The sequence below is a fragment of the Pseudodesulfovibrio aespoeensis Aspo-2 genome, from assembly GCF_000176915.2.
GTDB lineage: Bacteria > Desulfobacterota > Desulfovibrionia > Desulfovibrionales > Desulfovibrionaceae > Pseudodesulfovibrio > Pseudodesulfovibrio aespoeensis.
Window position 1 is genome coordinate 2729045 of record NC_014844.1, and the last position, 12530, is coordinate 2741574.

At 47.2% G+C, this 12530-nt stretch carries 10 protein-coding genes and 1 pseudogene; 9 read left to right on the plus strand and 2 right to left on the minus strand.

Annotated elements, in window-relative coordinates:
- Positions 1–16: 16 nt before the first annotated feature.
- The 9 genes and pseudogenes from DAES_RS12720 (at position 17) to DAES_RS12750 (ending at position 10818) form a co-directional block, all read left to right on the plus strand.
- Positions 17–841 carry a heteromeric transposase endonuclease subunit TnsA gene (locus DAES_RS12720; RefSeq protein WP_013515440.1) on the plus strand — a complete coding sequence of 275 codons (825 nt, stop codon included), beginning with the start codon at positions 17–19 and terminating at the stop codon, positions 839–841.
- Entirely contained in the window at positions 828–2915 is a 2088-nt protein-coding gene (locus DAES_RS12725) for a DDE-type integrase/transposase/recombinase (protein ID WP_013515441.1), read from the plus strand. The genes DAES_RS12720 and DAES_RS12725 overlap by 14 nt, the downstream gene beginning before the upstream one ends.
- Positions 2916–4556 (plus strand): AAA family ATPase, encoded by a 1641-nt coding sequence (locus DAES_RS12730; RefSeq protein WP_013515442.1) that lies wholly within the window; start codon positions 2916–2918, stop codon positions 4554–4556.
- A 4-nt stretch (positions 4557–4560) separates the two neighbouring features.
- A complete protein-coding gene (locus tag DAES_RS17385) occupies positions 4561–5262 on the plus strand; it encodes a TniQ family protein (RefSeq protein ID WP_083808653.1) in 702 nt (233 codons plus the stop codon).
- Positions 5263–5312: 50 nt separating this feature from the next.
- A pseudogene (locus DAES_RS12740) lies at positions 5313–6387 on the plus strand (IS3 family transposase); the annotation flags it as partial.
- A 232-nt stretch (positions 6388–6619) separates the two neighbouring features.
- Positions 6620–7315, plus strand: coding sequence for a TnsD family Tn7-like transposition protein (locus DAES_RS17390; RefSeq protein ID WP_083808654.1), 696 nt, complete (start codon positions 6620–6622; stop codon positions 7313–7315).
- Complete coding sequence (locus DAES_RS17395) at positions 7303–8913, plus strand: Tn7-like element transposition protein TnsE (protein ID WP_157864861.1); 1611 nt, start codon at positions 7303–7305, stop codon at positions 8911–8913. Before DAES_RS17390 ends, DAES_RS17395 begins: the two co-directional genes overlap by 13 nt.
- A gap of 370 nt (positions 8914–9283) precedes the next feature.
- On the plus strand, positions 9284–9547 hold the full coding sequence (locus tag DAES_RS18110; protein WP_013515445.1) for a DUF6471 domain-containing protein: 264 nt from the start codon (positions 9284–9286) through the stop codon (positions 9545–9547).
- A gap of 8 nt (positions 9548–9555) precedes the next feature.
- Entirely contained in the window at positions 9556–10818 is a 1263-nt protein-coding gene (locus tag DAES_RS12750) for a class I SAM-dependent methyltransferase (protein WP_013515446.1), read from the plus strand.
- 8 nt (positions 10819–10826) lie between these two features.
- On the opposite strand, the gene DAES_RS17650 is transcribed toward DAES_RS12750, so the two are convergent.
- Together DAES_RS17650 and DAES_RS17655 are read right to left on the minus strand one after the other, a co-directional pair.
- Positions 10827–11876: a hypothetical protein gene (locus DAES_RS17650; RefSeq protein ID WP_013515447.1), complete on the minus strand. Its 1050-nt coding sequence runs from the start codon at positions 11874–11876 to the stop codon at positions 10827–10829.
- Positions 11863–12522: a hypothetical protein gene (locus DAES_RS17655; protein ID WP_013515448.1), complete on the minus strand. Its 660-nt coding sequence runs from the start codon at positions 12520–12522 to the stop codon at positions 11863–11865. The genes DAES_RS17650 and DAES_RS17655 overlap by 14 nt, the downstream gene beginning before the upstream one ends.
- Positions 12523–12530: the final 8 nt, after the last annotated feature.

Consider the following 12530-nt stretch of genomic DNA (forward strand, 5'->3'; position numbering starts at 1 on the left):
AGGAGCGGCTTTATTCATGGCAAAAAAGAAGTACTCCCATACGGATGTAACGTTTCAGCGATGGATCAAAGAAGGACGCGGCGCAGGCAGAGGCCGCGACTATAAACCATGGCTGACAGTAAGAGACCTCCCTTCCCTAGGGCGTTCTCACCGAATTTTCGGGCACAAATCCCAAAGGACCCACCACCTGTTCTCCGATCTGGAGCTTGCGGTCTTCCTCCTTCTTGAATGGCAGACAACAACTCTGGAAATAAGAGAGCAATTTCCGCTTCAACGAGAACTCACTATTGAGATCGCTGAACAATGTGGCATTCCCCACCCGTCGGTGGCAGGTGTCACTCAGTACATGTCCTCAGATTTTCTAGTGACCGCTTCTCAAGCTGAATTCCCAAAGTTTGCAATACAAGCAAAACGCTCTGAAGATCTCGTCAAACCAAGAGTGATCGAAAAGCTGGAGTTGGAACGGCAATATTGGCAGCGAAAAAACACCCCCTGGTTTCTGATCACAGAAAAAGAGATTCCCTCTGCTGTCTTTCAAAACATAGAATGGCTTTACCCTGCTCAACGCGGCGAGATAGCAACGTCCGACCTGATTCATCGACTCAGCATCTACAATCATCATTTTGCTGAACGCCCGGATTCTACTATTATAAACATAGCGAAATCACTTGATGTCGCATACGCACTCCCTGTGGGAGAATCACTACGCGAGATCCGCCAACTGCTCGCCCACCGCTTCTTCATTTTTGATTTGTACAAGCCATTTCGGAAACTCACTCCAGCGGACCTTGTCCCCTTAGACACCGCAACTATGGAGGTGCTTCAGCATGTTCAGAATTAATGAAGTCCTCACACACGAAGGGACGCTGTTCAGGGTCCTATCTCTACTTGGAGAGCAGATCGTCTGGATCAACATCGAAGACTCCAGAGGACTCCCCTCACTTGTCTTTGTCAGCGAACTCTCGAAGGCCTTTGATGACGAAATGCTCATCCGAGCTGATGATCCATATGCAAAACTTATCCTTGCAACTCCAGAAGAAGGCAGCACGGCACAGCTCAAGCGAGATAAGAATTTCAGGCTAATTCGAGATATTATCAGTGATCCGCTTTTTTACGACCCACAAGTCAGGGGTGCCAAGATCAAGGAAGTCGCCTCAGCCAACAGTGCGTCCAAATCAAACTTATACAAACTCATTCGCCGCTATTGGCAACGAGGGCAAACCCCTAATGCGCTTTTACCTCATTATAAAAACTCCGGCGGAAAAGGGAAAAAACGCAAAGCCAACGGCAAAAAGTTTGGCCGTCCCCGCACTATTAGTCCGGGCGTAGGCGCAACCATTGACGAACAAACAGAGCGCCTTTTCAGGATAGCGATTGATAAACACCTACTCACAGAAAATAAAAGTGATTTTCCATATGCCCATCGGAGGTTTACAACACTCTACAAGAACTATTTCCCGGACACGTCTGAATCTGAAATTCCTACGAAATGGCAAATGCTGCACTTTTACAAGCGCGAGTACAGCCTTACTGAAAAGCTCAGAAAACGGACCAACAAAATCGAATACAACAAGGATGTCAGGCAACTTTCATCCACAGCAAATGCAAAGACTCTTGGACCTGGTTCCCGCTATGAAATAGACGCCACCATTGCAGACATATATCTGGTCTCCGACAGTGATCGGGGCAACATAGTAGGTCGTCCTGTTATCTATTTTGTCAAAGATGTGTTCAGCCGCATGATAGCTGGTTTCTATGTTGGGTTTGAAAATCCGTCATATGCAACTGCAATCCAAGCTCTGACGATGGCTATGACCAACAAAGTTCAACTCTGCGCAGAGTACGGTGTTAAAATTTCAGAGGAAGACTGGCCCACAGTCGGGCTGCCGGATGCAATACTAGCTGACAGAGGCGAACTACTGGGCCACCAAATCGAATCCCTCGAAAACAGTTTTTCCGTCAGAATCGAAAATACTCCTCCTTACCGGGGAGACGCAAAAGGTATAGTTGAACGTAGCTTCAGGACCATTCAGGCCGAGTTTAAACCGTTTGCCCCCGGCGTTGTGGGCAAAACAAAAATCAAGAAGCACGGCGGACGCGACTATCGGCTCGATGCCAGATTCCCCGTTCAAGAATTCAAGGAGATTATCCTCTCCTCTATCCTCATGCACAATCGATTTGATGTATTGGAAAAATATGATCGCGAAGCCGATATGCCACCAGACTTAGAAATGACGCCGCTCTCCATCTGGAATTGGGGTATCCAGCACAGAACGGGACGCCTGCGGGCAGCCCCTGAAGAAGCCATACGAATTAGCTTGTTGCCAAGAACCAAGGCAACCATTTCCGATTTAGGTATTTCTGTCTTTGGCGTATACTACACTTGCCCTGAAATAATAGAGCAAGGCTGGCTCCACCGTGCCAAAGAAGTACGAAGGCCCGTTGGATTGCAAGCAGCGTTTGATCCAAGCTCCGCCGACAAGATCTACCTCTTTCCGTCAAAGGACAAAGGGGAATACTGGACATGTAGTTTGACACCAAGATCCAGAGAGTTTGCTGGCGCTTCATTCTGGGATGTGTGGCAAATAAAAAATCAACAGAAAAAGACTGTTGCCACAAGCCGACAGCGTTTAAACGAGCAAAAAAGACAGCACGAAGAATTCATCGCAAAAAAGATCAAGGCAGCTCAACAGCGATCTCCTCAACTTGACGATTTGAGCGACGCAGAGCGCATTCGGAGTATTCGCTCCAACAAAGAAAACGAAAAAAGGATAGAACGACAACAGCGCAACCCAGAAAACAGTCAAAAGACTAATGCAAGAAAGGGCAAGACCATTCCTTTCAAGGAGAATACGCTCGAAAAATATGATTACCCAAATCTCATAGAGGAACTCTTCGACAACGAGGATAACTAAATGGCTCTACCGAAGAACATGGTAAAAGCGGTATACCGTCCTTCCAGCATCCCACAATACAAGGGCAACCCTTTGATTGAGGCCTTACCTCCATTGATGGATACCCGGCAGGTAAGATCCGGCCTGACCGGAAACGTACAATTCGATCCTAAAGACATCTATGCCGGGGCCCGTGAAAGGGCGCATATCATATCCTCGTTGCTTGACGACTTCTTCCAACCTCTTTCTGCTCATGTTCAGTTGGAAGAAAAAATCTCAATCATGATAAGACAGGGCTACGTTGGAAGAAATTTGGCAGATGGCTCGCTCAACACGCACATGCAAAACGGCTACGAGCGAGTGATGACTGGAGATCTGGAGGTTTGCCGTTTTGAACACGCAAAATCAACGGCCTCAAGTCTCTCCCTAATTGGCTGCTCTGGCAGCGGGAAAAGCACGACTATCAGCCGCGTTTTTTCGACGTATCCTCAAGTTATTTACCATGAAGAACGCAACTTCACTCAGATAACTTACCTCAAAGTAGATTGTCCTCACGATGGAACTCTGAAGAATCTATGCAGACAATTCTTCATGGCAGTAGATCGCGTCCTACACACCGATTATGAGACCAAATACACCGGCAAACGCCACGGTACCGATAAGCTGCTAGCAATGATGAGCCAAGTTGCTAACACTCACGCCATAGGAGTGCTTATCATCGACGAAATCCAGCACCTTGATCGTCGGCGTTCAGGTGGTGTGGAGAAAATGCTCAACTTCTTTGTCACATTGGTAAACACAATTGGGTTGCCGGTCATATTCGTTGGGACGCCCAAGGCCAGACCTATTTTTGAAAGAGACTTACGCTCCGCAAGGCGCGGAGCAGGATTTGGCTCATTGTTTTGGGAGCCCATGAAAGCACCTGATATCAGCCCAGGTATGAAAACAGAATGGATGGCTTTTTCTGACAAACTATGGACATACCAATGGCTCCAAAAGTGTGACGTGAGTCTTAGTGAGGACCTTAGGGCTTGTTGGTATGATCTCTCGCAAGGAGTCCTCGACATTGTCGTCAAACTATTCGTCCTGGCCCAATTAAGAGCTATTACCACGGGGGGAGAACGAATAACAACGGGGCTCTTGCAAAAGGTTTACGACGATGAATTAAAGCCAGTGCATCCCATGCTAGCCGCACTTCGTTCAGGCGATCCTGAGAGGATTGCGCAGTACTCTGACTTGATTGTTCCCAACATTGATCTAAAACTGCTCGAACTGACAGCTTCAATCAAACTCCCGGCACCGCTAAGAACCGAAGCAACTCTCTTTGATGAGAATCCGCAGGCTCAACGCTTATACAATTTACTCGTCGGCATGGAATGCGAAGGGAATCGAATCGTCCCTCTAGTAATAAGAGTGTTGGAAGCCCATCCAGACCTCAAAACATCCAAAATGATCGAACTCGCACTAAAATGGTATGAGTCACAGGAAGCTCCTCGCCCCCCAACGAAGGCCAAGTCTATTCCTCGAAAGGATTGGCATTCGCTAGGCTCGGAGGACCTCAGGTTCGTGTTTTCCCAGACCGACTCCAAAGACATGTACGAGCACCTGAAGCAAAACTCCATGATCTTCGACATGGAAGACTGGTTACGCAAGCCGGGGTAAACCCATGCTCAATTTCCCCATGCCATACCCTGACGAACTATTGTACAGCACTGTGGCGCGGGCTGGTGTCCATTTCGGAATAACAAGCCCCAAACAACTTCTTGATGAAGTCTTCAACAACAGAAAGGTCGTTGCCACAGCTGACCTTCCATCTCACATTCAAGCCATATCCGAGCAGTATCCCAAATCACTAGATCTGACAGCTGAAACTCTTGCTTACAAGCATACGCTGTTTCCGCTCTACGCCCCATTTATCCCGGAACCAAGACGACTCAAAAGCCTTAACAGGATGATGCATTGCACCAAAGGCGCAGTACATCTAGCTTTAGGTGTTACGACATCACAGATTCAACAGAAGCAACATTTCCGACTCTGCCCTGAATGTATGGAAGAGCAACTCTCAAAATATGGGGAATACTACTGGGCTCGTCAATGGCAAGCGGCAGGCTATAAATATTGCCTCAAACACGCAGAACTGAACAGCACGCGGTATGCACTGCATAATTACCACCGACATTCTTTCATCGCCCTCGCACCTACCACAGCCTGCTTGCCTCCCCGATCAAATTCACCGCCCCGAGATAAACGCATCGAAAAGAGAGTGGAAGAGCTCCTTAGTCTGCCCCCAACACATTCTCCCAGCTTTGAACAATGGAACCTCTTGTATAAACAGGTAGCCCGCACCTGTAAAGTCCCCGTAAACTAGGTCCATTGCCAAGTAGAGACTTCTGGCCCAAAATGGGACAGGAGTTTTGTATGCGTAAATCGAAGTTCAGTGAGTACCAGATCGTCAAGATCCTGAAGGCAGTGGAAGGCGGACGGACTGTCGTCGATGTCTGCCGCGAGCACGGCGTGAGCAGCGCCACGTACTACAAGTGGAAGTCAAAGTATGGCGGCATGGAGGCATCCGATATCCAACGGATGAAGGATCTCGAAGCGGAGAACCGTAAGCTCAAGCAGATGTTCGCCGACCTCAGCCTGGAAAACATGGCGCTCAAGGATGTAATCGAAAAAAACTCTGAGGCCAGTTCAACGCAAGGAAGTTGTCACGCACATGGTCAACGCGTTTGAGCTGAGCTCGCGCAAGGCCTGCGCGGCCATGGGCATCAGTAGGAGCTACTACGCCTACAAGCCGCACCCGCGGGACGATAGCGATGTCATCGCAGCCTTGACTGAACTGGCCGAGAAAAAGCCTACATGGGGCTTCAGTAAACTTTTCAACGTCCTTCGACAGCAGGGCAAGCCCTGGAACCACAAGAAGGTTTGGAGGGTTTACTGCCTCTTGAAAATGAACCTGAAGCGCAAGGCCAAGAAGCGGCTTCCGCAAGCCTCTCGGACGGCAGTGGCCCAGCCGCTTGCGCCAAACCATTGCTGGTCGATCGATTTCATGCGGGACACCCTTTACAGCGGTCGCGTCTTCAGGACTTTCAACGCTGTAGATGATTACAACCGTGAGGCCTTGGCCGTGGAAATCGATACCAATATGCCAGCAGGAAGAGTGGTAAGGGTGCTGGATCGGGTCGCCGAAGAGCGTGGCTGCTATCCCGAAAGGTTGCGAATGGACAATGGTCCGGAGTTCTCGGGGACTGTCATGGCGGCCTGGGCAGAATCGCATGGCGTGAATCTGGAGTTCATTCAGCCTGGCAAGCCCACCCAGAACTCATACATCGAGCGGTTCAACCGGACCTACAGAGAAGAAGTGCTTGATTTGTACGTGTTCAACAGCCTGAGCGAAGTTCGGGCCATTACGGAGGACTTTATCCGTGAGTACAACGAGGGACGTCCTCATGAATCCCTGGGGAATATGTCGCCGATAAATTTTGCTGCCCAGAGGGCAGGGGGTACCCCCTGCCCTCTGGGCAACCCCCCCGAAAACTGTCGGGAGTCTCTACCGTTAACTGGCCCTATGAAAGGGGACTTTACACACCGCTGACGTTACTAGAAAAAGCAAAGTCATCTACGCCGCCCTCAAGCACAAAGTATTGTCCAACTGGCCTACCCACAAACTCCACGAGTTAGGCATCCCTGTTACTGACAGCCAATCCAACTGGCTGCGGATATTCATGAGAAAGCAACGAAAGGCGTTCAGCTATCTGCAACACATTGTGGTACTGGAATCCCTACTGGGATCGGAGTGGCTTTTTGAAGAAGTGATTTCTCAGGCGCATAAGCAGACCATCCAGGAGAGCACGTCTTCATACTCCCCATCCAAGAGCCACTCGCTATCGACTCTCCACGCCAAACGTAACGCATGGCTAGAGATGGTGAAGGTCAAGGGAACGAGAGAAGCGCGGCTGTCTGGAGGTGATCATATTTACACATGGCTTTACAGAAATGATCGAAACTGGCTAAAAAGAATCAACAGGAAGCACAGAAAAGCAACACGTTCGGAAAATCGACGAGTTAACTGGCATGAACGCGACAAGCATATCCTTCAAAGGCTTGAAGCCATTAAGCAGAACCGTGCCAACAAGTTGGACTCACCGCGCCGAAGCAAAAATTGGTATAGCGCGCAAGCTGGATGCCAGCACATGTCACGCAAGATGGACAAGCTCCCTCTTTCGGCAGCGTTCTTGGAAAACAACAGCGAAGACGTTGCCAATTATCAGATAAGGAGGATCATCCGAGTCATGCAAGCCTATGATGCGCCACTGGCGGAACTACCTTACTGGGAGCTCTTGCGGCTATCAGGACTAAGCGAGCAGAGAATGAAAAAGCGAACCAGACAGTTTTTGCAACATTTAGGATGGTCAGTGTGAGCAACTATCCATTTGAGGGATTTAAAGAAAACACAAAAATTCTAGGAGTTGGCTCTCTTTTTAGGCCCATCTATAGCAACAGATGGAATATTGATCTCCAACTTTCTCCGAAACAGGTCAAAGATTTTCTAAGCATCTCCAATGCACCCGCAATAGCACGAAACCGCATTCTCAAAGCCACTAAGAAAGAAGACAAACGGGGGTGGAAACGCCGCTTCCGCATCTCTGACACAAGAGATTGGGATATAAAAACGATTGGAGAATGCCCGGTCCAAAGACTCGAAAAATGGTCGAATCCGAACCAACTATGCTTTGTCTTCACAATAGGTGAAGACATCACCATCTATCTCCCTCAATTTGAACTGGCTCGCACTCTTTTCTTTCATGGCGGGTACCTCTCTCGAACCGCCATTGAATCTGACTGCTTAAAATCAGAGTTCGCAGTGGAGATCGACCACGAAAACAATGCCATCATTCGCGTAATGCCTTCAGCCAGCTTCACCGTAGCTCACCTCAATGAGCCAAAATGCCGCAATTATCTGTCTTGGATTTTGCTTGATGAAGACGCCAAGCAATCTTATGAGAGTATTACCAAATACCAACGTAAAGACGGGATCGACTATAAAAATTATCGCAGATGGAACTTTCAATTCGACCCGCCGCCACTGACACACGTTTGGCTACAAATACGGGGGCAATTCTCTAACGATTCAAAAAGTTGCTTCGTGCATGAAATCGATGAGATAAAAGGCATTCCCAACAAGTCATTTCGAAGTATTGAAATGGCACATCCAGATTTTGAACGCCTCATCCCGAGCGAGGGGCAGGCCATTCGCCCAGTAAGCAATAACCCTGAATCTCCATTACTCATCCACGATGACATAGCATCAAATGCCAATACGCTACCGATTGTTATGGAAGCCGACAGTGTTTCTATAGAATTCAAAACCCCATTCCATGTGACCAAAATAACTTCCAAAGAACGAAAACAAGGGAGTACACTTTCTGGTGAGGAGAGTGAAGACAAACAGATTTCGGTCAGCACGGAAGAAGGCGTCGAGGATCGAGGCCTCCCCGGAGCAGATTGGGACACACTGAATGACGAAACGGATTATGAGCAGTTCTTTGAGAACAAGTTTGTCTGCTTTCGAGACATGGTCAAAATATTGATAGAAACCTATGGGTGCGTTCCCACCTCAAAGGCGATCCCACCACTACCCAAAATCGGCAAATGCAAAAAACATATCCTCTCAACAACCGGCGAATCCAGATGCATGGCTATAATTGGCCTACAGGTTGGCGAAAAAACAGTTCACCTGCTCGAAGTCGATACGTCAGATGCCGACAAATCCTTATCCACGCAAGTCCTCGTAGTAAAGGATTTGGAAGCATGGGAGACAAACGTCGAAAGACTCAAACGAGAACTGCTTCAGTCTTCCCTCAGATGGCCAAAAAAACTGCTCGATGAGCTATGCGGGAAAGACCACTTCAATGGAGTCAATCACCCACAGGCTCCTTCAAGCAATAAGGGCGTGCTTGAGCTAGACTCTATTGCAGGCTGGGCCAGCCGGATCTATAGCTGGATGCTACGTTTGTGATTGAGTGCCATGAATAATACCTCTAACTCCCTCTGAAGAAGAGATAGTGGAAAAGTCAGCTATTCCACTAGATAGAAATTTTATGTATATCGCAGCCTTCTTCATATGAGTTCGGTCACTGTTTGCATCTAAACCATCTTGCGCTCTGACTTGTATATTGAGGGAAACAAAAGCTCCTAAAAACACGATGATATCCCATCATCGATGAATCTAAAGCAAAAAAGGAAACGACTAATCATGTCGTTTCCTTTTTTCTTTCGAGACCAGGACTCATCAATGGCTCATAAAAAAACATCGCATGAGTATAATACCATTTTTGACATAAAAATATCTTGAATGATATTTAAATATCATATATTTTAAAAAAATGATGCCAGATGACACAAAAAAACACTGGTGCAATGAAGCCAGAGGGATTCTTAATGCACAACTAAAGCGTCAGGGAATTACTCACGAAGAGCTAGTCCACAGACTCGCTGAAATTAGTGTTCTCGAAACGCAAGCGAGCATCGCCAACAAGCTGTGCAGAGGGACCTTCTCTGCAGCATTTCTGTTGCAAGTTCTGATGGTAACGGCCCCCAAAGAACAGAAAGTAGTTAGTATAACAATCTTAGACCAAGCCATCTGTGCTTAGGAGTTCACATGCAGGTAACATTTGAAGAGTGGACTCAAGGACGCGAGGTACCATTTATTGGAACCAATGCGGGGGCACAGGAACTACCATTCCAGAATTGGCGACGTTTTAAAGAAGCTTTTGCGCCAGAGCTGATCTCCAAGGCAATTGTAGAAAGCGAAAGGACTGTTGAACGATGCTTGGATCCATTCGGAGGATCTGGCACAACAGCTTTGGCCTGCCAATTCCTAGGCGTCTACCCCACCACCGTTGAAGTGAATCCCTTTTTAGCAGACCTAATCGAAGCAAAATTATCTAAATACGACTGTGATAAGTTGGCAAACCTCTTTGGAAGGGTAGTTCGCTCAGCCCGAAGCAAATCAAACTTCAAAAGAATATTCGAGAAAACGCCACCAACATTCGTCGAACCAGGCGTAGCAGGCCGTTGGATCTTTGATCGCCCTGTAGCTGAACGAATTGCAGCATACTTAACCGCAATAGATAAGATTGCAGAAGGTAAAGAACACCGTCTTTTCCGAATCTTGTTGAGTGGAATTTTGATTAGGGTGAGCAATGTGATGATTAGTGGAAAAGGCCGTAGATATCGAAAAGATTGGGAAAAACGATACACTGACCCCGCACTTGTAGATCGCCTTTTCGAACAGGCAGTACGTCAGGCAATAGTTGATATTCACCGCTATTCTGAACGAGCATGTTGCGACTTTGAACTGACAAGGGGAGATTGTAGGGAAGTACTAAGGGATACAAATTCGTTTGATCTTGCCGTTTTTTCACCACCCTACCCCAATTCTTTCGACTACACAGATGTCTATAACGTTGAATTGTGGGTTCTTGGCTACCTGAAGGATCCACAAAGCAACAAAGAGCTCCGCGAATCAACACTTACTTCACACGTCCAAGTCGCGCGAAAATACGCTCTGCCGCCAGCAACGTCGATTCTATTGGAAAACGTACTTGATCGATTAAACAATGCTCGTTCAGAAATGTGGAGCAAAGCTATCCCCGATATGGTCGGTGCATATTTTTCTGACATGTCAGGTGTGATTAGTACTATAGAAAAATCTCTAGCTCCAAGAGGAGAACTATGGATGGTCGTCGGAGATAGCCAATATGCAGGCATCCACGTCAATGTCGCAGACATATTGTGCGAGCTCTCAATCGATATGGGGTTCAGTCTTGAGAAGAAGGATCCATTCCGGTCCATGCGCTCATCAGCTCAACAAGGTGGGCGCCGGGAATTGGCAGAAACACTCATTGTATTAAAAAAGTAAAACGCTTCTTAATAACGAGCATGCCTGCTTTCGGAGGCTGATGAATATAAAACCCATTGACCAAGCTTAATGTCGTAATACTCGGCCAAACACAACGCTGACCCAAAACAATCACTTCGCTCTTTGGCTATTCGCATATCAAAACAATATAATGCGCCAATTCTGCTATTTCGGTCGTCCTTATATGCTATTGCTTGCTTGACCCCCTCAACAACAATCTTCTTATAGCTCAATTTGGGTTTAGGACTACCAGAAACAGTATGGCTTCGTAGCACTTTGAGTTCCAAAACGGCATGCATCACATTGCACTGCACTGGGCTAGTGAACGGTTCTTCTAACAATATATCTAACCGTCCAGATTCACTTGTTTGCTCGGAGTATATGTGAAAACCTAGAAAATGCCCACCAAGATAATTTATTAAGGTCTCTTGAATCATACTTTCAGCCCGACTTGAAGGGAACCCATCAACCCACAAGCCAGATAATGAGCCTGGACGGAGCAAGCGCTGCCTATAGGTACTATTAACGACAGCTTCGATCCGTTCTGGGGTAATGTCAGTTGCGCCCACAGAATGCTTTGTACAATTCTCAACGTCAGCCACTCCGTTACCATAAAAACGAATTTGTCTTCCTAGTGCACTTGGATTGTATATAATCGCAGGCACATCACCACACCCCAAATGTCCACTTATCCATTCAATCAGTTGATTCCCAGTAAATGCAGAGATATCAGTATAGCTGCCCTTAATAACAGCTGGTGTAACCATCCAAAGGCGAGAGGTTAATCTGCGCAACCCATCATCAAGGGCATACTCTTCGTGAAATTCGACCCCACATGCATCTTTCGAAAATGAGGATTTAAGCAAAAAAACCGCCATGCCGTCACTCTCTAACTCAGAAGCAACGGCCTGCCGCCGAGTCACGAGTTTGTGAACCTCTCGTAAGAATCGGGTGCTCGTGGTGTGCCCGGCATCATTCCCTTTACCTGAATGAGTCGCAACAGTTTCAGCGAAGTCATCGTTTTTCCAAAGACCTAGCTGTTTATTATCCTGCGACATGGGCTCTCCGGTAGAGATGATGAACATACAGGTGAATCTTCCGACCAGGAGTTATAATCGAATCTTCCGGCATAAAATTCGCAAAATTTTCTGCAGCATTCACACTACAATTAACCTCTTTCCATTCTGCAAAATCAATAACTTCCCCTACATTTATCTGGTCACCATAGGTCGCATCTTCGTCAATAAAGGCACCAAGTTCCTCGCTGCCAAGGGCAGACAAAGCATAAGCAAGTTCTTCCAGAAAATTAAACATCTGCCTCTCATCGGCATAATCTTGAACTGAATCAAGAATAGGTTGCGCCAATCCTTCATTGATCCCGTACCGACCTTCTAGCTCCCATTGCCCATCGCTGTTTTGCATGTATTTAATATCCGAGACAGTCGCTATACCTTTCCCCACAAGTCGATCTAAGTCGTGCTGAACGTTGATATATAGTGGACCACCTTTTCGTTTGAGCAGTATCTTATCGAATGGTTCTAACTCCCAAACAGGAGCAAGTACATTTGACAAATAAGAAAACGCATGGAAATTCCGTATCGGGATTGGGGTCATGCCCGCATTGGCTGAGGCATGAAGCAACAAAACCAAACGCACATGCCGCTTAATCTCATCAATTACATGGGCATCAGTTAAACTCTTCATGTTGCCCT

Excerpts from the sequence above, each read along its gene's own strand:
- DAES_RS12720 (WP_013515440.1), top strand. The coding sequence starts at position 17 with ATGGCAAAAAAGAAGTACTCCCATACGGATGTAACGTTTCAGCGATGG.
- DAES_RS12725 (WP_013515441.1), top strand. The coding sequence starts at position 828 with ATGTTCAGAATTAATGAAGTCCTCACACACGAAGGGACGCTGTTCAGG.
- DAES_RS12730 (WP_013515442.1), top strand. The coding sequence starts at position 2,916 with ATGGCTCTACCGAAGAACATGGTAAAAGCGGTATACCGTCCTTCCAGC.
- DAES_RS17385 (WP_083808653.1), top strand. The coding sequence starts at position 4,561 with ATGCTCAATTTCCCCATGCCATACCCTGACGAACTATTGTACAGCACT.
- DAES_RS17390 (WP_083808654.1), top strand. The coding sequence starts at position 6,620 with ATGAGAAAGCAACGAAAGGCGTTCAGCTATCTGCAACACATTGTGGTA.
- DAES_RS17395 (WP_157864861.1), top strand. The coding sequence starts at position 7,303 with ATGGTCAGTGTGAGCAACTATCCATTTGAGGGATTTAAAGAAAACACA.
- DAES_RS18110 (WP_013515445.1), top strand. The coding sequence starts at position 9,284 with ATGCCAGATGACACAAAAAAACACTGGTGCAATGAAGCCAGAGGGATT.
- DAES_RS12750 (WP_013515446.1), top strand. The coding sequence starts at position 9,556 with ATGCAGGTAACATTTGAAGAGTGGACTCAAGGACGCGAGGTACCATTT.
- DAES_RS17650 (WP_013515447.1), bottom strand. The coding sequence starts at position 11,876 with ATGTCGCAGGATAATAAACAGCTAGGTCTTTGGAAAAACGATGACTTC.
- DAES_RS17655 (WP_013515448.1), bottom strand. The coding sequence starts at position 12,522 with ATGAAGAGTTTAACTGATGCCCATGTAATTGATGAGATTAAGCGGCAT.